The organism is Enterococcus saigonensis (genome assembly GCF_011397115.1).
Taxonomy (GTDB): domain Bacteria; phylum Bacillota; class Bacilli; order Lactobacillales; family Enterococcaceae; genus Enterococcus_C; species Enterococcus_C saigonensis.
The window spans coordinates 816,190-834,988 of the sequence record NZ_AP022822.1; the positions used below are offsets into that span (position 1 = coordinate 816,190).

Here is an 18,799-nt window from a genome sequence, read left to right on the forward strand (position 1 = left end):
CGATATAAAAATATAAATGTCAATTTCGTTGATAATTGACATTTTTTTTGTTGATTTTATACAATTATTTTATAATAAACTATGGTTAGTCAAACGTTTTTTTGATGAATAGAAATCAAAGATTTAGCATTTCTAATTTTTTTCTGAAAATAAGAATTTTTTTACCATTACGTTTTGTTCATAATGCTGTTAGCATCTTGCTATCGATGAAAGGAGCAAGATGTATGTTATTTTTAGGAATTTTTGGCGCACTGTTTCAACTTTGTCTGATTCCGTTGTTTATTTATTGTGAAAAAAAAGAAAAGAAAATAAATAAGGAGAGAAAAAATGAAATTAATAGGAGTTTCAAAAAAAATCAACAATAAACTTATTTTAGAAAATATTAATCTTGAAGCAAACCCTGGTGAAATTGTGGGTTTAGTAGGACCTAATGGAGCAGGTAAAACAACAACTATGAAAATTATGAGTGGATTAATTGTTAATTTTGAAGGAGAAGTTCAACAGAAAAATAACGTTGGAATGTTAATTGACGGACCGAAATTTTTTCCGAATAAAACGGCGAGAGAAAACTTGCAGTATTTTGCTTCAATGGTTGAAGATTCTTATGACTTCAACTTTATTGAGAAGATATTTGATATGACAGAATATAAGAAAAAGAAGGTCAAATCTTTTTCATTGGGGATGAAACAAAGACTGGGAATGGGATTGGCTTTAATAAATAAAAGTGAGTTACTAATTTTAGATGAGCCAATGAATGGCCTAGACCCAGATGGTGTCAAACAAACAATTAAAACTTTGAAAATGTTAGCGGAAAAAATGAAGATTACGATTGTTATTTCAAGCCATATTTTAGACGATTTAGAAAAACTATGTGATCGCGTTTATTTTATTAGAAATGGTGAAATTGTCCGGCATTTAGATTTAAAAAATGAAAGTAGTTTGTGTTTTCAGTTTATTTTTACAGAAAATCAACAGCTTGATGGTAAGGAGATATTGCAACAATATCGTTCATTTAAAGAGCTTGGGCCTAATACTTTGATAATTGAAGAACGAGATAGAAAAATGGCAATAAGAGAATTAGTTCGGCAAGAGATTATTCCTGTGGAAATAAGAAAATATCATGAAAGTCTAACTGATGCGTATTTTGAATTAGCTGATGGACAAGGAGGAACTCGATGAAACTACAAAATTTGATTAGAGAAGATACGAAACGACGGGTAATTTCATTTGCCTTAAAGTATTTAATTGTCTTTTTACTGCTGAGTTTAGTTTTGCCCATTTTAAGTGTTTTAATCGGAGATCATCCTGATATTGAGGAAGTAGTCTCTGCCACTACATTTATTTTTAGTTTATTACTTCCTATTACGGCTGTTCATTTTTTGGTGGAAGATCAGGGGACAAAAATCTATAATTATTTTTTCAAATCTTCTCAAGGCAGAATATTCTACTTAGTTTCCTTGATTGCCACTACTTTAATTCTTGGGGTCATAGCAACACTTTTATTTGGTAGTGTATGTATTGGCTACGGTATGGTATTTCAAGTGAATGGAGAGATTAGTGAAATACTACCCGTTGCAATATCGTATTTACTTATACCGACGTTCTATTTAGCAGTAGCGCTCTTTTTATTTTTGTATTTTGGTTTAGAGGGCGTTACGTTGACGATGATAAATTTATTACTACTTTTCATTTTTCCGATTGTGACTAGTTTAGTAGCACCTCAGTTAGGTCTTGTAATTTTATTTCGAACACCATTTTATTTGTTGAGTTTTATTGCTGTTGATGGTATAACGTGGTCTGACTTTTCTATTTCTCTGGTGTTAACAGTTCTACTTTATATTCTATGCTTCTTCAAAATTAAAAGAAATGATTTTTAAAGTAAAAAACAAGCTGAAGTACGTTTTATTTATACGTCTGTTCAGCTTGTTTTTTGTGACTAATTTTATAAAGTAATTTTTCTAATGTGCGCCAGTTTCTTTCGGTTGGAAAGTTTTTCATAAGTAAAAGTGGTGTTTGGTCCGTATCAAAATAATAATTTGAGATTACTAAATCTGCACGAGAGACATCTAGTTCATAATCATAAAAGGATAACGGATAAGCATTGCCAAAGTAATTTTTAACTTTGTTCATCAGCCAAAGTCGATGTGTATGATGTAAATCGTCAGCTATTAGGATTTTTATAGGTTCTTGCTTTTTGAGCGGTAAGTCATAATAATCTAAAATATAATAATAGCTTAGAAATAACTGCTCTTTGTTTTTTAATAGCTGTCGTACATTTTCTGGTGCAACAAGTTGTAAGTGCCGATAAAAATCTAAAATAATGTGTGCCACTTCTTTTTGTTGTCGTTGCAATTTTTTTATAAACGAGTAATTGAAAAAAACATCTGTATTTCCGAAAAACAACTGGCTACGCTCATGAAAGGCAATGAAATTAAAGAGTAACTCCGAATCCTTTGTATCCAGTTTGAATTGGAAGTCGTCTTGTATGACTCGTTGCAAGTTTGTTACTGCTGCATAAGATGTACTGTTATTTAGTTGATGTGCTTTTGCATGACTTTTCTCATATAGACGATTTCCATCAATTACTCCAAAGGAATAAAGAACTTGGTATAAAAACAATTGCTCAGGAATTGGAAAAACAAGATCACATTGGGAGAGCCAAATATTTACTAATGAAAAATTTTCATCTGCCGCAGCAATCTTCTCAGTATGAGTATCCAATTTAACTGGATAAATGGTAAAACGATCTAAAATGATTGCTAACCAGTAACTGAATATACGTTTTTGTAAAGAAAGCAAGGATATTTTGTAGACTTTTTCAAACTGTGAAACATACTTTAATATTTTTTTCTGCGAGCTCTTGAACGGCCAGCCACCGCGTCTAGTAGAATTCCAATAAAAGTAATAAAAGAAAGCACGTATATTTGCCTCGTTGGCATCAAGTTCTAATGCAAATGGATGAAACTTTATTTTACAACGTTTAAAATAAGGAACAAGCAATTTAGCGTAGCGAAAAACAGTAGAGACGCTAGTAAACTGTTTATCAGCAAAGTCTTCTAAATTTTTATATGGATTATGATAAATAAAATCAATTAAGTAATAGTTGTAAGACTGATAGTAGTAGTGTAAATAAATATTATAAATTGGAAAATCTTCTTCCTTAAAAAGAAAAAAACGTTGATTATTTTCATTTTTTAATTCAATTTGGCCATTATATTTCTTAAACAAATGTTCTAATTCTTCTGCGTAGAGAATAATTGATTTTGCTGATAGTTCAAGCAAATCTTGTATTTCTTTTATAGTGCGCCATTTCTTTTCTTCTAGTAAAAAATTAAACATCCGTATTTTTTTCTGCGAGGTTTTTGTTAAGAAAGTCTGCATGAAAGCACCTCCATCTTTAATAATATCAATTTAAGGTTTCGTTACTTTTATTATACGCTAATCAAATATGAGATAAAAAAATTTGCTTAAAAAAACTTGTCATAGTTTTTACTATGACAAGTTTTTTCATTCCTTTATAAAGGTGCATCTTCTAAAGACCAAATAATTTCTCCTTGATAACTTCCTGACGAATTAGATGGTGATAGTTTTAACTCTAATAGTTTTGTTAAGTTTATTATTTTATTGCCATTACCAGAAGCGACAAGTTGTTCTTCGTTATTCATTATCTTTTTATTTTGCGTTTTTTCATCGTTAAGATAAAGCGCGTGTTTTAGTAGTTGACCGTCTTTGGAAGTCATTTCTTTTTTGAGTTTAACTTTGATTCTCCATGTTCCCTTATCCAACTGGCTGTCATCTTTAATATGGAGCAAAGGATTATTAGACAGCTTTATAAATCTGTCTGTAGGAGGAACTTCTTGATTTCCAAAAGAAAGGTTATCAGGCACGATTAACGTTGGTTTTTCTTCTTTAATCAACGTTCTTTGCTCTATATTAGAAATATTTTCTAAATCATCTTCCAAATAAAAACTAACTTTCTTATTTAGCCAATTTTTGGGTACATCAAAATAAACATTATCTTGAACGTCACTTTGAGCAGCAGTGTATTGCTTGATTACTATCTTTTTATTCTGAAGTTTTGCCATAAGTTTAATATTTTTACCTGCTTCATGTTTGAACCAAATATGTAGTAAACTTTGGTTATTAAAGCGGGAAACTAATAAAGTATCCCCGAGATTTTTTAAACTTAAAATCATACTTCTTTGATAACGATGAGTAATTGTTGGAGTATCCAAGGTATAGATACCAGAATCTTCCGTAACTGTGTTTTTGATTGGTATATAGTTTGGAATTTCTGGATAAAGTTTTGAAACATCAAAAGTCTGTGTTAAAATGCCGGACTTAACTAGAGTATTTTGCAGAGAATGATTATTTTCATCAACAAAAGTGACATGGACTTTTCCTTGGTAATTGATAGCCAAATGAGCTGATGTGGTAGTATCAAACGCGCGTTCACTATTTTGAATTTCTGTTCTTATTGCATAAAAAAGAGATAACTTATTATTTTCAATAAAACGATCCGATACAGGATGTTTATAACGTTGCCACTTAAAATTCACATGATAAGATAAAGTAGTTTCACAAAGACGGGAATCAGTTGGATTATTGGCTGTTACTACAAGAGTATTACCCTGTAATTGTGAAGTAAAAAGACTCGTTACATCTTCACCATCAAAATTATCTATTCTAATATTTTCAAAATGATATTGTTGTGACTGCAATATATTGGTTAAATCAAAGTAAAGTGCTAACTTATTTGGTTTCTGATTATCTGGTACTTTTGGAATGATTTGTTGCGACGAAAGTGTTAGAACAGATTCTGGTTTATCTAAAATCAGAGAATTAGCATATGCCGCTCCAAATTCAGGTTTAGCAATAAATTGAGGGTGATAGGGAACATTGACTGGATTTCTTGTATTATTATGATAAATAAAACGAATACTTTTTGTTGGCTGTGTCACGATTTCTAGTTGCTGTTTTGTATCACCTGTAGCAGCACCGTCTACTTCATTATGATAGGTTACCCAATAAATACCCTTGTCATCGCGCCAAGTTCTAGAAAAAATATTAGTTGGCTCATAGGCATGAAGTGTTTTGAAGGACACATTCGTTACACCAAAATAAAACTGCTTATTTAATTGGTTACAATTAACGGTGGTAGTGATAGCTAATGGAGTATTTGTTTCATCAAAAAATTCATAAGAGACCTCAACATCGCCATCAATAGTTAAATTTAAAAAAGATTCTTTTGCTAGAGAAAGCGTGCCTCCAGCAAAATTGTCGAGATTTTTATGAAGTGAAACATGTACCGATACACTATGACCGTTATACCAGCCCACATTATGAATCGTTGCACTACTTGAAGGCGTGTTAGCATCAACTATAAGTTGTTCACTGGTGGCAGAACCTGTAAAAGAATCAACGGTTGTCTTAGCACCGCGTTGCATTATAAAGATATTTTCTGCTGGTGTATAAGATCCTGGCAATTGTATAAAATAACCATAGTCATGCAAATTTGTATGATTTGTTAGCTTTGTAACCAATTTAGTTGCATACCCTGGGGTAGTGATACTCAAACTAATAAAGACGCCTAATAAAAATAGATACAGCTTCACTGAGTTTTTCATTATATTAAACCTCTTTTCTTCTTAAAGAAACTACCAATAACAGTATTCCAACAAGAAACAGGCCCGATAAAGAAAACCATAAATTGTCGTTTAAATTAAGCTGTGGTAGTGAATCTGTTGCTTTTTTTGATACGCTATTTGAATCGTGATTTTTAACAAGATAGACCTTTTTTAAAGAGACGGTCTGATTGGATTTCGAAGAAAAGTAAAATGTAATTGTGGCGTCTTTTTGAACTTGATTTGTTTTGGCTAAAGCATTTTCAGGTATTGAAAATAGCGTCAAAAGTATTATAAGACAACTTGTTATCATTATTTTTTTCATCATCATCCTCCTAATGTTCATCTTTACTTTTCAATAGGATAGAAATATACACTAATCGCGCCATCACTATAAAAAAGCATACACCAAGGAAAAGAAAGTAGGAGTGAGACCGTCTTTCTTTTATTGCTTTTGTTGTCAGCAAATAAGCAAGGACAAAACTTACTATTATTCTTTTTTTCATTTTTATTCTCCTAAGGCAAGCTTTTTTTTTGGCGTAACTTCAAGATGTAAGCTAATAAAATAAATATTACGATAAGGCAGATCGCAATAATACCATACAGCCAGACAGACCTTTTTTCTTTTGGAACACGAACAGCTTTTTTATTTAATGTTTCATCTTTTTGATCAATTTTAAAATCTTTGGCTAATTTCCACTTTTTGCCAGAGCTATCTTGTAAAAGAACAGTTAAAGTATAGTTTCCGGATTTTAAAGGTGTATTTTTCCATGAAAGAGGTAAATTAAAAGTACAACGTGGAGCAAAAGAGACTTTTTTTATTACTTCTTGGATTTTGTCTTTTTGATTTTTCTTGGTAACATAGGCATCCATGTCGAGCCGGCTCAGCAACACAGCTTTGGGATTTTCTAATGTTGCAAATAACGTAAGGTAGCCGTTATCAAGTCCTGGTTTCACCTTGGCAAGTAGTAGTTGTGGTGCGATGTTGACTTCGTTTTCTATAAGCTTTACACCAATGGTATAAGCAAACTTATTGGTCAACTGAAGTCCATCTTTTTTTTCATCATTTTTCTTTTCAATTTCATAAAGGTAGAATCCACCTAAAATCGTACCATTAAACCCTTTTTTCGGTATAGTTAGCTGAAAAGATATTTTTTTTGTTTCGCCTTTTTTCAGTGTTACAACTTGAGATGGGCTTATCATATCTTTGAAAGTAGGTCCGCCTAAAAGTTTTTGATTAGGATCAGAATAATCTAAAGCGCCATTTTTATTGGTACATCCATTATTGGCTTCTATTTTTACAGTAACTGTTTTCTCACTAGTATTTTTCAAACGCAACTGCAAAGCTTGCTTACTACCCGCAACTACTTTTAAATCGTAATAGCTTGCTTGAGATTGTTGATTATCCGGTAAAATGGCTTCAGCTTGAAAGCTTACATAGTTTTTAGATGCTATGACTTTTGAAGGAAAAGTAAACCAGATGATGGTGATAAAACTAAGAAAAAAGATGGGCTTGAAAAGCGCCCACCTTTTAAAGTTATTACATTGGTGCATCGGTTAATCCCCATGTCAAACTAGCAGTATAGGCTTGTGCTTCTACGCCTGCTTGTGGTACAAATAATTTTACTTTTTCGTTGTGCCCTTTTTTTCCTTCAAATAATGTCGCCCAGGCACCAGCACCTTGTCCTTTTTCAGCAACCATGACCGGTTGAAAGGATTGATTCAAATCAATTCTTTCTGAACTAATGGTTGGAGGAGTGGAAGTATTCTTTTGTGTCACTACTTTACCATTCATAAAACTTAATTGAGCACCTTTTAACGGCTTTTGATTTTTTGCACCTTTAAATTCAGAAACTGAAACTGATAATGTCCAACCTTTCATATCACCGCGAGTATCATTTACTTGAACAAAAGGTCGCTGGTTTTGAGCATAGTAGGTAGTATCATTGGGTTGTATTTCTTGACTTCCAAAACTAATACTTGAAGCAAATGGAATCGTAAGAGCACCTGTTGCGCCGGTTTCTGGTGTTTCATCTGTGTCGCCTGTAGGATCAACAACGGGTTTTACGTTTGTACCAGAACCTGGTTGTAGTGTCACATCGGCCTCATTGGTTACGAGAGTATTGTCTGCGGCAAATACTGTTGGTGTAGCAACAGATAAAATCAAAGTACTAAAAGTAAGTGATGCTAAAATTTTCTTTTTCATTTTAACTTTTCCTCCTAAATTTTTTAGTCTTTTTAGACCTATTAATATTTTTACATTCAAAAAATAAAAGCGTAATAGCAAAAAAATTCCAATATTTAGAAAAAAAATAAAAGTACTTTAAAAAAATTGAAATATACAGGAAAAAATGTGAAATGCATCACTTTTTTTGTTGCAAATTAGAGGTATTTAAGATTTGTTAATGAACGTGGTATAGTAAGGATAATAGATTTAACGTTGTTAAAAAGGAGTAGTTAAAATGAAAGTTGTATTTCATGTAGATGAAGTTGAAAAGTGGCAAGAAGCAACACGAAATATTCAGAATTTACTTAACTTAGTGCAAGACGCTGAAATTGTTTTAGTGGCAAATGGCAGCGGAGTTCAAAGCTATCAATTGGAACATGCCCAAAAGTTTATTTCCAAATATCCGAATGTTTCCTTTCATGCTTGTAAAAATGCTTTAAAAGCATTTTTAATGGAAAATGCAGTTCCTGAGGGAGTAACAGTTGTATCTGCAGGAGTTTTAGATTTAATTCAATTACAAGAAGCTGGATTTACTTATATCAAACCATAATAGAAGTGTAGGGACGTATGAACTCTTAGTCACTATAAGTAAAGTTCACTACAATAACTAAAAAGACAGTTGGAGAAAGAAAATGAAAAAAATAACCATCAATGAGGTTGCCCAAGAAGCAGGGGTATCAAAGACGACCATTTCGCGCTTTTTAAATCATAATTACGGCAATATGTCTAAAGAAACCAAAGCAAGAATTGAAGAAGTCATCAAACGCCTTGGTTATAGACCAAGTAAACAAGCACAAGCATTAAAATCAAAACACAGTTACTTGATAGGCGTTGTGGTGGCGGATATCTCAAATATGTATTCTTCATTATTACTGAAAGGAATTGGGTCAATTCTTGAAAAAAATGGCTATCAAATGATTATTATGGATGCAAGTAACTCGATTACAAAGGAAAAAGAATTACTACAACGATTACTTGATCAGAGTGTTGAAGGAATTATTTTGCAGCCATCTTCACGTCAGTCAGAACAATATGAATTTATCAATAAATTTAATATTCCATTATTATTAGTAGATCGTCAAACGGAACCAGAAGAATGGACTTCTGTTTTGACAAACAATGTTGCTGCTACAAAAGAAGTAGTAAATAAAGCCTTGCAAAAAGGTTATGAGGATTTTTTTGTTCTTAGTGAACCGATAAAAAATGTCAGCACTCGGGAAGTACGTTCGCAAACGGTTATTCAGAGTGTTTTAAAAGCGGGTAAACAAGTTCAAGTAATTGAAGCCAATAGTAAAGAAGAACTAAAAAGTGTGATTGAAGCGATTCTTCTGAAACCAAAAAAAAAGCTACTATTTGCTTCAAATGGTCGCATTTTAATGGATAGTTTAGCCATTTTGATTAATCAAACGATTACTATGCCCGATGTAATAGGAATTACAGGTTTTGATGATTGGAGTTTAACAGAATTGGTGGGTCCAGGTATTACAAGTATCGAACAACCTTCACGAAAAATTGGAGAAATCGCAGCAGAAGAGTTACTAACTATATTGCGGAATGGAAACAAAAATGTGACAGAAATTATTGTGCCTTCTACAATTCGTTGGCGCAAATCTGTTTAATTTAAGTTTTTTTTTAAAGAAGATGACAAAGAAAACAGCCTCTTAGAAACCGGTTTCTAAGAGGCTGTTCTTTTTATTCAGTTTTGAATGTTGTTTTTTAATAATGTAACCGTTGACATTTTTTAGAAACCGGTTTACTATCTGTATATAGAAACCGGTTAACTAATTGAAAGGATGGGCTTTATGGAGAAAAATAAAATCGTACTTAACTTCTTAGCTTTTGCAAAAAAAATTGAGAATGGTGCTCAACAAAATGAATTATTCGCACAAATAGCTGCTCTAGGATTTCAAGCGGTAGAAATCCGCAGAGAATATTTTAAAGATATCACAAAAGAAATTCCGCTGATTAAAAAAGAAGCGGAACGTCTACAACTTGAATTATTTTATAGTGTACCAGATGAAGTCTATATTAACGGTGAAGTAAATCCTAAATTAAAGAGATATATAGACGAAGCAAATAGTATGGGTGTTAAACAGATTAAATGGAATATCGGAGATTTTACAGGTGAGCTACATTTGAAAGAAATGAAAGCGCTTGTTGACAAGGGCGTAGCAATTACAATTGAAAATGATCAAACCCAAACCTCGGGGACTATTGCAGCAATAAAAAAATATATGACTGCTGTAAAAGCAACAGATTTAGGTATTGGTTATGTCTATGATTTAGGCAACTGGCGTTTTGTGGGTCAAGATGAAGTCAAAGCAGCTGAAGAATTAGCAGAATATGTGCATTACATTCACGTCAAAGATGTTCGTTATGAAAATGATCAACCACAAGCAACAGGATTAGATCACGGTGTTATTGATTGGCGCAAAGTACTAGGTATTTTACCAGCTAATCTTCCGATTGCTATTGAATATCCAACTACTACTGATGAAGAAATCCTTGAAGCAAAATTACTTTTAGAGGAGGAAGTAAAATGAGTGAACAACAAACAAAAATAGATGCCGAAAAATTTGCTTATCATTTCATGGACACGATTAATCGTCCAGACATTAATACAGAAAGCATGGAAGGGGCAGCCAAAGAGGCATTAGCTGCTTACTTAACAGCTTATTATTTAATTCAAAAATTTAATCATTTAGAAAATGATTTCTTTATCGAAGACCATAAGAAACCCGTTTCAAATTATCAACGTATTTTAAGTGAATTAAACAAATATTAGGAGGCGTAAAAAATGGGTGGCGCAATAACTGGAATTTTACTTGCATTAACCTTTATCGTTTTTGTCATTTACGCCATGAAAGGCGGAAACTTGACCGTTGGCTTCTTCGTCATGGCAGTTTTATGGACGATTATTGGCTTGGTTCCTTTTAACCAAGCAATTAAAGAAATTTTTACTGAACCTGTTTTAAATTACGGAAAAACAGCAGCTTATATTATTTTTGGTTCTTGGTTTGGACGAGTGCTAGTAGATACAGGTATTGCAGGCAGTATTAGCCGCCGAACAGAAAAAGTAGGAAAGAAAAGTCCTGTATTAGCAACAATTTTAATTGCTTTTGTAATCGCTTTAATATTCACCAGTTCTTATGGTGTTGGGTCAGCAATTGCAGTCGGTGTAATCTTATTTCCAATTATGTTCTCTATTGGGGTACCACGAAATATTGCGGTTTCAGTTTTTACAATTGCAATTGGTGCGGCTATGTATGTTAACAATGTTTTATTCGTTCAATTTCAAGTATTTTTCCCTAAAGTAGCTTGGGGCCCTCATTATCAGCGCTTTGGTTTTGTCGCAATGGGGATTCAGATGGTTATCTTAGTATTATTTATTTTATTTAATGCAAAAAAAATACGAAACGGAAAGCCTGAAATTATTGAAAGTAGTAGTGAAGAGGAAATTGTAGAAGTACCAATCTGGACCTATATTTTGCCAGTATTACCTGTGGCTTTAAGTATTTTTGCTAAATGGGATGCAGTACCAGCTTTGCTTCTTTCAACGATTATTGCTTTTGCCGCAACCGGTAATATGAAAAAGTATACGAAATTTGTCATGATGATGAATGAAACTGCAAAACATGCAATTAGTGATATCGCTGGCTTGCTGATTATGTTGTTTGTCTTGACGATGTTTCAATCTGCAGCAGTTCATGCAATGTCTGGCTTTACGAGTGTTTTCCAACAAATTATTCCAGATAGTAAACTGGCTCTAATTATTATTGTAGCAGTTATTGCACCACTTTCTTATTTCCGTGGACCGCTGATGCTTTATGGTGCAGGTGCTGCTACGGCGGCAATTTTAGTGGGAACGGGGATGTTTGATCAATATTTCTTATACGGTTTACTTGTGGTCCCTTCAATGATGGGTGTGTCTGCTTGTATTACGCAATCTTGGAACTTATGGTCAGTTCAATATGCAGGTCTAGATACAAAAACATTCTTATTAACAGGTCTGCCGTGGGCATGGGCTGCGACGGTTTTAAACTTAATTGCAGCTTACATTTTACTTTAAAATAAAAGAAAAGAGGAATTTAATATGAGTGAATTTTTAACAATTGGTGAACCTATTGCATTGTTTGGGTCAGAAGAAGTTGATAAATCTTTAAAAGATGCTTTGCATTTTCAAAAATTTTTAGCAGGAGCAGAGGTCAATGTAGCTGTAGGGGTCGCTCGTTTAAATCACAGTAGTGAATATATTACACAAGTGGGAAAAGACCCCTTTGGTGAGTTTATTATTGATCAATTACATGAAAATAAGATTGGGACTGACTATATTTCAGAAACTGCAGATTTTTGGACAGCCTTTCAATTAAAAGATAGAGTAAGTAACGGCGATCCAAGTATTTTCTATTTTCGTAAAGGATCTGCAGCAGCTCATTTTGAAAAAGAAGTATTGGATAAAATTGATTTTTCTGAAGTGAAAATGGCGCATTTATCCGGTATTTTTCCAGCTATTTCCCTTGAAGCGCAAGCAGCATTCCGCTATTTAATTGATCTTTTAGAAAAAAATCAAATTCGGACAACCTTTGATCCAAACTTGCGTCCGCAATTGTGGTCTAGTAAAGAAGAAATGGTAAATACAATTAATGATCTAGCTTCTCATGCTGAAATTGTTCTACCTGGGATTAATGAAGGCGAAATTTTAATGGGCAGTCGCGATCCGGAAAAAATTGCTGACTTTTATTTAAACAATGGGTCTGCAACAAAAACGGTAATCGTGAAATTAGGAACAGAAGGCGCTTATGTCAAAGTAAAAAGCGGTGAGAGTTTTACAGTTCCGGGTTTTAAAGTTGAAGAGGTAGTGGACACAGTGGGGGCAGGAGATGGTTTTGCTGTTGGACTAATCACTGCTTTGATGGAAGGAGAAGATTTAAAAGATGCGGTAGTCCGTGCCAATGCAATTGGTGCGATGGCTGTTCAATCTCCTGGTGACAACGATGGTTATCCCACGCCTGAACAATTGAATGAATTTTTACAAAATCAGAAGGTGAAATAATTGAAATTACAAACTGCAATTGACCGTATTTCGTTAGAAGAAGCGGAGAAATTAGCGCAACAACTTAATGGTAAAACAGATATTTTAGAGATTGGCACATCTTTAGTGAAAGATTATGGTAATGTTGCGATTGAGCGTATCCGCCAGAAATTGACTCAAACGTCTTTATTAGTCGATAGCAAAACCATTGATGAAGGAGCGTATGAGTTTAATCAAGCTTTTCATTATGGGGGTGATATTGTTACCGTAATGGGCGCGGCCTCTTATGACACGATAGCTGCTTGTTATGAAGTTGCACAAAAAGAAAATAAGACAATGATGATTGATTTGTTGGAAGTAAGTGATGAAAAAATTGCGTCTATAAAAGATTTTCCAAAAGCAATTTATGCGTTACATCATTCGATTGATCGTAAAGATAAAATGGAAGCTGCAGCCAGTGTAGCAGCATTTCATAGGAAATTTCCTGAGATTAAACGATTGGCAATTGCTGGGGGAATTGATTTAGAACAAGTAAAAAAATTGGCACAACAAGATTTATTGGAAGTAGTAATTGTTGGCTCCAAAATTGTCAAAGCACAAGATCCAATTAAAGCAGTAAGTGAGTTTATGGAGGCTATTCACAATGAAAACAATTGAAACAATAATGACTGAAATTAATCAAGTGATGACGTTGGTTGATGAAAAACAATTGGAAAAAGTTTTACCTTTATTTCAAAAAAATAAACGTATCTTTATCATCGGTGCGGGACGAAGTGGTTTTCAAGCAAAAGGATTCGCTATGCGTTTAATGCATATTGGGTATACTGATTTTGTCATGGGGGAAACCATCACGCCGTCAATTCAAAAAGGCGATACATGGGTAGCCATCTCAGGTTCAGGAACAACAAAAGGAATTGTGGCGGATACACAAGCAGCAAAAAAATTAGGGTTGGATATTGTTGTTTTAACCAGTGATGCTACATCACCTTTGGCTAAATTGGCTGATAAAGTTATTGTAGTTCCTGGCGCAACGAAAACCGGTGCAGGGATTAAGTCTGTGCAACTACTATCGAGTCTTTTTGATCAAACGGTGCACATTACATTGGACGCATTAACTTTGAAATTAGCGGCACGAGATGACACGTCTAATGAAGATGCGTTACATGAACACGTTAATGTAGAGTAGGAATTGTGATGAAAAAAGGAGAAGTTTTAGCTCGTCTTGAAAACACAGGGATTGTTGCAGTCATCCGAGAGAAAACACAACAACAAGCATTAGATGCAGCACGGGCAGTCGTTGCAGGAGGTATCTTTGGCTTAGAAGTAACCTTTTCAATACCTGACGCAGCTATTGTTATTGCACAGCTTAAAGAAATATATATTGAACAAAAAAGTGTGGTTGTTGGTGCAGGAACGGTACTTGATGCAATCACAGCCCGTATGGCAATTGTAGCGGGAGCCGAATTTATTGTAAGTCCGTCCTTTAACCAAGAAACAGCACAAGTATGTAACTTGTATCAAGTACCATATCTACCTGGTTGTATGACAATAACAGAAATGCAGCAAGCAATGATGAGTGGGGCAGAAATCGTGAAGTTGTTTCCAGCTAATAATTTTGACCCAGCATTTATTAAGAGTATTAAAGCGCCACTACCACAAATTAACATTATGCCAACTGGTGGAATTGATTTAGATAATCTTCTTACTTGGAAAAAAGCGGGAGCGCTATTAGTCGGTGTTGGGGGTAACCTCTTTCAAGGTGTTGCAACAAAGGATTATACGCAAGTAAGTAAAATGGCCAGTGCCTACAGTAAAAGATGGTTTGAAACGAAATAAAAAGAATACGTTATAGACGAAAAGTTGGTAAGTTTCCCCCAACAATCAAATTTAAAAATTTGATTGTTGTTACATGGAGACATTAACTTTCCGTCTTTTTTTTTGGAAAAAACAACGTTTATTATTACTATTAGTTGATAAAAATGTTCAAAAAAGGAAAAGTAAATTACAATTAGAGTAAGAAAAATGAGGAGGGGTAAAATGGCAATTTACGATTATACGGTTAAAGATGCAACTGGCAACCCTGTTTCTTTAGAAGCATATCGTGGTAAAGTGTTACTCATTGTAAATACTGCGACTGGATGTGGCTTTACACCACAATATGAAGGACTTGAAAATTTATATCAGCAATTTCAAGCAAAAGGTTTCGAAATTTTAGATTTTCCTTGTAATCAGTTTGGTAACCAAGCTCCTGGAAGTAATGCTGAAATCCAAGAATTTTGTCAATTACGCTACCATACAACATTTAAAACATTTGCCAAAATTGAGGTAAATGGTGAAAATGCAGAACCGTTGTACCAATTCTTAAAAACCGAAAAAAAAGGTATCGGTTCCGCAATTAAGTGGAATTTTACTAAATTTGTGGTAGATCGTAACGGCAATATTGTAAAACGTTTTGCTTCTGCGACAACACCGGAAAAAATTGCAGATACAATTACACAATTACTTTGATGTTAAGAAATGAAAATAAAACAGACTCCTAAAGTAGAGTAAATTCTATTTTAGGAGTCTGTTTTGTTTAGAAAATTATCTTTAATATTACTATAAATTTTAAAGTCATTTTTTACGGTAGGTATAAATAAAAGTTGAAATAAGAAGTAAAGAGTATAGACAATCTTTTTTAGTATATATAGAAAAATAAGAAGTGTAGAAAAATAAAATTAATTTTTTTTGTTTAAAAAAAACAAAAATTAAGATAAATACATTTGAATATGTAGATATAAAGCTTATTTTGATAAGATTTTTACTTTTTGTAAAAAAACGTGCTGCTTTGAAATATTTTTGTAACATAGTTATTATTTGTTTGACATATCACTATGTTAAACTGCTCTTAGCGTTAAAAGAGAAAAGAACTTTTTAACCGGTAATTTTTATTTATTAAATAAGAAAATAAGACGCCATTCGGAGGAATTTTACGTGAAGAAGAGTTTGTTATCAGCATTATTAGTTTGCTCCTTAACACTTGCAGCCGTACCAAGTAATGTAGCCTTTGCAGATACTATTGATGAAAAAATTGAAGCACAAGATCAAAAAATTAACAGCTTACAAGGTCAACAAGCTGATGTTTCAAATCAAATTAGTTCATTAGAAACTGAAATTGCAGCAGTTGCTGAAAAAGTAAGTGACTTAGAAAATAAGCAAGCCAAATTAAATGAAGAAACAATGAAATTACAAGATAAAATTGCGACGTTAAAAGTACGAATTGCTAAACGAGAAGAAGCAATAAAAAAACAAGCTCGCGATGTTCAAGTGAACGGTCAAAGTACCAACTTCATCGATGCGGTGGTTGAATCTGATTCATTATCAGACGCTATTGGTCGTGTTCAAGCAATGACAACAATTGTTAAAGCTAATAATGATTTAGTTGCTCAACAAAAGCGCGATAAACAAGCAGTTGAGACAAAAGTTAAAGAAAATGAAGAAAAAGTGAGCGCATTAGCTGCGAATCAAAAAGAGTTAGAAACTCAGAAAAATGCTATTGCGAATAAACAAGCTGAATTAAACGTTTTAAAAGCGAACTTAGCGGCTGAAGAAGCAACTGCTAAAAGTGATAAAGATAAATTAAACAAACAAAAAGCACAAGCGCTAGCCGAAGCAGCTCGGATTCGGAAAGAACAAGAAGCAAAAGAAGCTGCGGCAGCAAAAGAAGCAGCTCGTCAAGAACAATTAGCAGCACAAGCACAACAAGAAAGCAATACTACGCCTGTTAATAATGGCTCTGGTTCTATTGAAACAAATAAACCTATTGAAAATAATCAAACAGATAATAATAACTCAAATGATAATGATATCAATAATAACAATGAATCTGATGACAACAATTGGGGCGGTGGTTCAGGTAGTGGAATCGACCATTCAGGTTCAGGCAATATGTATGCACAAGGCCAATGTACGTGGTATGTAAAACAAGTTGCACCTTGGGTAGGAACTTATTGGGGCAATGGAGCACAATGGGGCGCATCAGCAGCGGCTGATGGTTATCGCGTTGATGGAACACCTGCTGCTGGTGCTGTTGTAGTATTTGCTGGCGGCCAAAGTGTTGGTAGTTGGAATGCTGATCCAGTTTATGGTCACGTAGCTTACGTTGAATCATACAATGCAGCCAACAACACAATTACAATTTCACAAGGTGGTATGGGCTTCTCATCACCAACTGGTCCAAACATCGAAACATTAAGCGCATCTGGCTTAACTTATATTCATCGTTAATTTAATGAACCTTCAAGACGTCGATAATATTTCGACGTCTTTTTTTGTTCTGTAAAAAAAGTATAAACTTTTCACATGAAAAAAATTGATTTGACTGCAATAAAATAGTTATGACTAAAAGTTAGCAGGTATAGTTCGCATTTTTAATGTCACTTTATTTTAGAGAAAAACACTCTTATGCTAGAATAAGAAGAATAACATGAAGTGAGCTAAAATAGAGGTGGATAAATTTGGCTGTATTTTTAGGAATCGATATTGGAACCACAGCAATGAAATTAGGAGTAATTGGTGATCAAAAACTATTGTTTGAAACAAGCTTGAAAATAAGGACATATGGTGATGAGGTGACAAAATATCAGGATGCCTCAGAAATTCTTGCCTTATTAGAAAAAGGAATTTTTCTAATTCCCAAAAATTTACGTGAAAAAATTTCAATAATCAGTTTTAGTACAGCGATGCACAGTTTACTTCCTGCTAATAGTCAAAAAGTTTTTTTATGGTCAGACTTACAGGCTGGTAAAACGATTGCCCATTTCTCTAAAAGAAAATTAGCGAAACATTTTTATCAACTAACAGGCACACCAATTCATGCAATGTCGCCTTTTGCGAAACTACTTTATTTTAAAGAAGCCAATAAATATCAAGAAGTGACGAAGTGGTCGGGCTTAAAAGAGCTAGTGTTAGAATATTTCACTGGAAAATTTATTATTGATCGCGCTTGTGCTTCAGCTACAGGATATTATGATTTGGAAAAGAAAACGTGGAGTACAGAAATTCTATCTTATCTGGCAATTAACCCAAATCAATTAGCTGAAATTGTCGACACAACGAAAACACTGCCTATGAAGACAGATAAAATTAATCACTTTGGTTTTGCACCAAAGATAAAAGTTGCAGTTGGTGCTAGCGATGGAACCCTAGCAGCTTATGCCAGTTTTTATCGCACGAAAAGAACAGCTAGTCTAACAATTGGAACTAGTGCAGCGGTAAGGCAAATTACTACCACTGTACAATTAGAACCAAATAAACAAAATTTTTGTTACTATTTGAATGAAAAATACTTTGTACTTGGTGCACCAACTAATAACGGAGCTGCTTTACTGGAATGGACAGCAAACCAATTAGCAAAAGATCAAAACACTTTTTTCAGCCAATTACCCAATATTCTCGAAAAAACTAGTATAGGTGCCCGTGGCTTACGTTTTGAACCTTATTTAAATGGAGAAAGAGCGCCTATTTGGGATGAAAATGCCAAGGGGGGATTCTCAGGTCTGACATTAAAACATACAAGAGAAGATTTAATACGTAGTGTAATTGAAGGAATGTTATTAAATATTCGCCGTTTAATAAATTTAGTGGCCCCAAAGCAAGTATTATCAGTTAGTGGCGGTTTTTTTCAAACAACTGAACTTGCGCAGTTAGCTAGCACGATTTTTGGTATAGAATGTATTTATGCGCCAGAAAATGAACCAATTTTTGGTTTATACTATTTATATTTTCAAACGGAAATACAATCGCAAAGAGAAGAAGTACATTTTTTACCTAATCTAAAAGAGCAAGTAATTTATGAAAAATTGGCTGAAAATTATTTTTAGAAACGATTAAAAAAAACGAAAACAAAAAACGCTCGCATTTGCGAACGTTTTTTGC

The 18,799-nt window shown here is 33.7% G+C and carries 19 protein-coding genes; 14 read left to right on the plus strand and 5 right to left on the minus strand.

Annotation, left to right across the window (positions count from 1 at the left end; all coding sequences use genetic code 11):
- Positions 1-327 precede the first annotated feature (327 nt).
- Both EsVE80_RS03780 and EsVE80_RS03785 read left to right on the plus strand, forming a co-directional pair.
- Entirely contained in the window at positions 328-1,179 is an 852-nt protein-coding gene (locus EsVE80_RS03780; RefSeq protein WP_173102506.1) for an ABC transporter ATP-binding protein, read from the plus strand.
- Positions 1,176-1,877 carry a hypothetical protein gene (locus EsVE80_RS03785; protein ID WP_173102507.1) on the plus strand — a complete coding sequence of 234 codons (702 nt, stop codon included), beginning with the start codon at positions 1,176-1,178 and terminating at the stop codon, positions 1,875-1,877. The genes EsVE80_RS03780 and EsVE80_RS03785 overlap by 4 nt, the downstream gene beginning before the upstream one ends.
- Before the next feature lie 25 nt (positions 1,878-1,902).
- On the opposite strand, the gene EsVE80_RS03790 is transcribed toward EsVE80_RS03785, so the two are convergent.
- The 5 genes from EsVE80_RS03790 to EsVE80_RS03810 form a co-directional block, all read right to left on the minus strand.
- Positions 1,903-3,381 carry a helix-turn-helix domain-containing protein gene (locus tag EsVE80_RS03790; protein ID WP_173102508.1) on the minus strand — a complete coding sequence of 493 codons (1,479 nt, stop codon included), beginning with the start codon at positions 3,379-3,381 and terminating at the stop codon, positions 1,903-1,905.
- Between the two features lie 134 nt (positions 3,382-3,515).
- Entirely contained in the window at positions 3,516-5,627 is a 2,112-nt protein-coding gene (locus EsVE80_RS03795) for a MucBP domain-containing protein (RefSeq protein WP_173102509.1), read from the minus strand.
- A gap of 4 nt (positions 5,628-5,631) precedes the next feature.
- The gene (locus tag EsVE80_RS03800) at positions 5,632-5,949 is read right to left on the minus strand and encodes a hypothetical protein (protein ID WP_173102510.1); all 318 of its coding nucleotides are present in this window, start codon (positions 5,947-5,949) and stop codon (positions 5,632-5,634) included.
- 191 nt (positions 5,950-6,140) lie between these two features.
- On the minus strand, positions 6,141-7,178 hold the full coding sequence (locus EsVE80_RS03805) for a DUF916 and DUF3324 domain-containing protein (protein ID WP_173102511.1): 1,038 nt from the start codon (positions 7,176-7,178) through the stop codon (positions 6,141-6,143).
- Entirely contained in the window at positions 7,165-7,830 is a 666-nt protein-coding gene (locus EsVE80_RS03810) for a WxL domain-containing protein (protein WP_173102512.1), read from the minus strand. Before EsVE80_RS03810 ends, EsVE80_RS03805 begins: the two co-directional genes overlap by 14 nt.
- Positions 7,831-8,086: 256 nt before the next feature.
- Here EsVE80_RS03810 and EsVE80_RS03815 point away from each other — a divergent pair, with 256 nt between their 5' ends.
- The 12 genes from EsVE80_RS03815 to EsVE80_RS03870 all read left to right on the plus strand — a co-directional run bounded on the left by EsVE80_RS03815 (position 8,087) and on the right by EsVE80_RS03870 (position 18,744).
- A complete protein-coding gene (locus EsVE80_RS03815) occupies positions 8,087-8,401 on the plus strand; it encodes a DsrE family protein (RefSeq protein WP_173102513.1) in 315 nt (104 codons plus the stop codon).
- Positions 8,402-8,483: 82 nt separating this feature from the next.
- Positions 8,484-9,470 (plus strand): LacI family DNA-binding transcriptional regulator, encoded by a 987-nt coding sequence (locus EsVE80_RS03820; RefSeq protein ID WP_173102514.1) that lies wholly within the window; start codon positions 8,484-8,486, stop codon positions 9,468-9,470.
- Positions 9,471-9,653: 183 nt separating this feature from the next.
- On the plus strand, positions 9,654-10,394 hold the full coding sequence (locus EsVE80_RS03825; RefSeq protein ID WP_173102515.1) for a sugar phosphate isomerase/epimerase family protein: 741 nt from the start codon (positions 9,654-9,656) through the stop codon (positions 10,392-10,394).
- Positions 10,391-10,636, plus strand: a complete 246-nt coding sequence (locus EsVE80_RS03830; RefSeq protein WP_173102516.1) for a hypothetical protein — start codon at positions 10,391-10,393, stop codon at positions 10,634-10,636. The genes EsVE80_RS03825 and EsVE80_RS03830 overlap by 4 nt, the downstream gene beginning before the upstream one ends.
- Positions 10,637-10,648: 12 nt before the next feature.
- Positions 10,649-11,920, plus strand: coding sequence for a gluconate:proton symporter (locus EsVE80_RS03835; RefSeq protein ID WP_173102517.1), 1,272 nt, complete (start codon positions 10,649-10,651; stop codon positions 11,918-11,920).
- Positions 11,921-11,944: 24 nt separating this feature from the next.
- Positions 11,945-12,904, plus strand: a complete 960-nt coding sequence (locus EsVE80_RS03840; RefSeq protein WP_173102518.1) for a sugar kinase — start codon at positions 11,945-11,947, stop codon at positions 12,902-12,904.
- Positions 12,905-13,540 carry an orotidine 5'-phosphate decarboxylase / HUMPS family protein gene (locus tag EsVE80_RS03845; protein WP_173102519.1) on the plus strand — a complete coding sequence of 212 codons (636 nt, stop codon included), beginning with the start codon at positions 12,905-12,907 and terminating at the stop codon, positions 13,538-13,540.
- Positions 13,527-14,069, plus strand: a complete 543-nt coding sequence (gene hxlB / locus EsVE80_RS03850; protein ID WP_173102520.1) for a 6-phospho-3-hexuloisomerase — start codon at positions 13,527-13,529, stop codon at positions 14,067-14,069. The genes EsVE80_RS03845 and hxlB overlap by 14 nt, the downstream gene beginning before the upstream one ends.
- Before the next feature lie 8 nt (positions 14,070-14,077).
- Positions 14,078-14,719 carry a bifunctional 2-keto-4-hydroxyglutarate aldolase/2-keto-3-deoxy-6-phosphogluconate aldolase gene (locus tag EsVE80_RS03855; protein WP_173102521.1) on the plus strand — a complete coding sequence of 214 codons (642 nt, stop codon included), beginning with the start codon at positions 14,078-14,080 and terminating at the stop codon, positions 14,717-14,719.
- Positions 14,720-14,920: 201 nt separating this feature from the next.
- Complete coding sequence (locus EsVE80_RS03860) at positions 14,921-15,391, plus strand: glutathione peroxidase (protein WP_173102522.1); 471 nt, start codon at positions 14,921-14,923, stop codon at positions 15,389-15,391.
- A 465-nt stretch (positions 15,392-15,856) separates the two neighbouring features.
- Positions 15,857-17,149: a coiled-coil domain-containing protein gene (locus tag EsVE80_RS03865; protein ID WP_173102523.1), complete on the plus strand. Its 1,293-nt coding sequence runs from the start codon at positions 15,857-15,859 to the stop codon at positions 17,147-17,149.
- Positions 17,150-17,379: 230 nt separating this feature from the next.
- Entirely contained in the window at positions 17,380-18,744 is a 1,365-nt protein-coding gene (locus tag EsVE80_RS03870) for a gluconokinase (RefSeq protein WP_173102524.1), read from the plus strand.
- Positions 18,745-18,799 lie beyond the last annotated feature (55 nt).

What these genes read in the sequence shown, in the direction of transcription:
- EsVE80_RS03780 (WP_173102506.1), top strand. Translation starts at nt 328, where the DNA reads ATGAAATTAATAGGAGTTTCAAAAAAAATCAACAATAAACTTATTTTA.
- EsVE80_RS03785 (WP_173102507.1), top strand. Translation starts at nt 1,176, where the DNA reads ATGAAACTACAAAATTTGATTAGAGAAGATACGAAACGACGGGTAATT.
- EsVE80_RS03790 (WP_173102508.1), bottom strand. Translation starts at nt 3,381, where the DNA reads ATGCAGACTTTCTTAACAAAAACCTCGCAGAAAAAAATACGGATGTTT.
- EsVE80_RS03795 (WP_173102509.1), bottom strand. Translation starts at nt 5,627, where the DNA reads ATGAAAAACTCAGTGAAGCTGTATCTATTTTTATTAGGCGTCTTTATT.
- EsVE80_RS03800 (WP_173102510.1), bottom strand. Translation starts at nt 5,949, where the DNA reads ATGAAAAAAATAATGATAACAAGTTGTCTTATAATACTTTTGACGCTA.
- EsVE80_RS03805 (WP_173102511.1), bottom strand. Translation starts at nt 7,178, where the DNA reads ATGCACCAATGTAATAACTTTAAAAGGTGGGCGCTTTTCAAGCCCATC.
- EsVE80_RS03810 (WP_173102512.1), bottom strand. Translation starts at nt 7,830, where the DNA reads ATGAAAAAGAAAATTTTAGCATCACTTACTTTTAGTACTTTGATTTTA.
- EsVE80_RS03815 (WP_173102513.1), top strand. Translation starts at nt 8,087, where the DNA reads ATGAAAGTTGTATTTCATGTAGATGAAGTTGAAAAGTGGCAAGAAGCA.
- EsVE80_RS03820 (WP_173102514.1), top strand. Translation starts at nt 8,484, where the DNA reads ATGAAAAAAATAACCATCAATGAGGTTGCCCAAGAAGCAGGGGTATCA.
- EsVE80_RS03825 (WP_173102515.1), top strand. Translation starts at nt 9,654, where the DNA reads ATGGAGAAAAATAAAATCGTACTTAACTTCTTAGCTTTTGCAAAAAAA.
- EsVE80_RS03830 (WP_173102516.1), top strand. Translation starts at nt 10,391, where the DNA reads ATGAGTGAACAACAAACAAAAATAGATGCCGAAAAATTTGCTTATCAT.
- EsVE80_RS03835 (WP_173102517.1), top strand. Translation starts at nt 10,649, where the DNA reads ATGGGTGGCGCAATAACTGGAATTTTACTTGCATTAACCTTTATCGTT.
- EsVE80_RS03840 (WP_173102518.1), top strand. Translation starts at nt 11,945, where the DNA reads ATGAGTGAATTTTTAACAATTGGTGAACCTATTGCATTGTTTGGGTCA.
- hxlB (WP_173102520.1), top strand. Translation starts at nt 13,527, where the DNA reads ATGAAAACAATTGAAACAATAATGACTGAAATTAATCAAGTGATGACG.
- EsVE80_RS03855 (WP_173102521.1), top strand. Translation starts at nt 14,078, where the DNA reads ATGAAAAAAGGAGAAGTTTTAGCTCGTCTTGAAAACACAGGGATTGTT.
- EsVE80_RS03860 (WP_173102522.1), top strand. Translation starts at nt 14,921, where the DNA reads ATGGCAATTTACGATTATACGGTTAAAGATGCAACTGGCAACCCTGTT.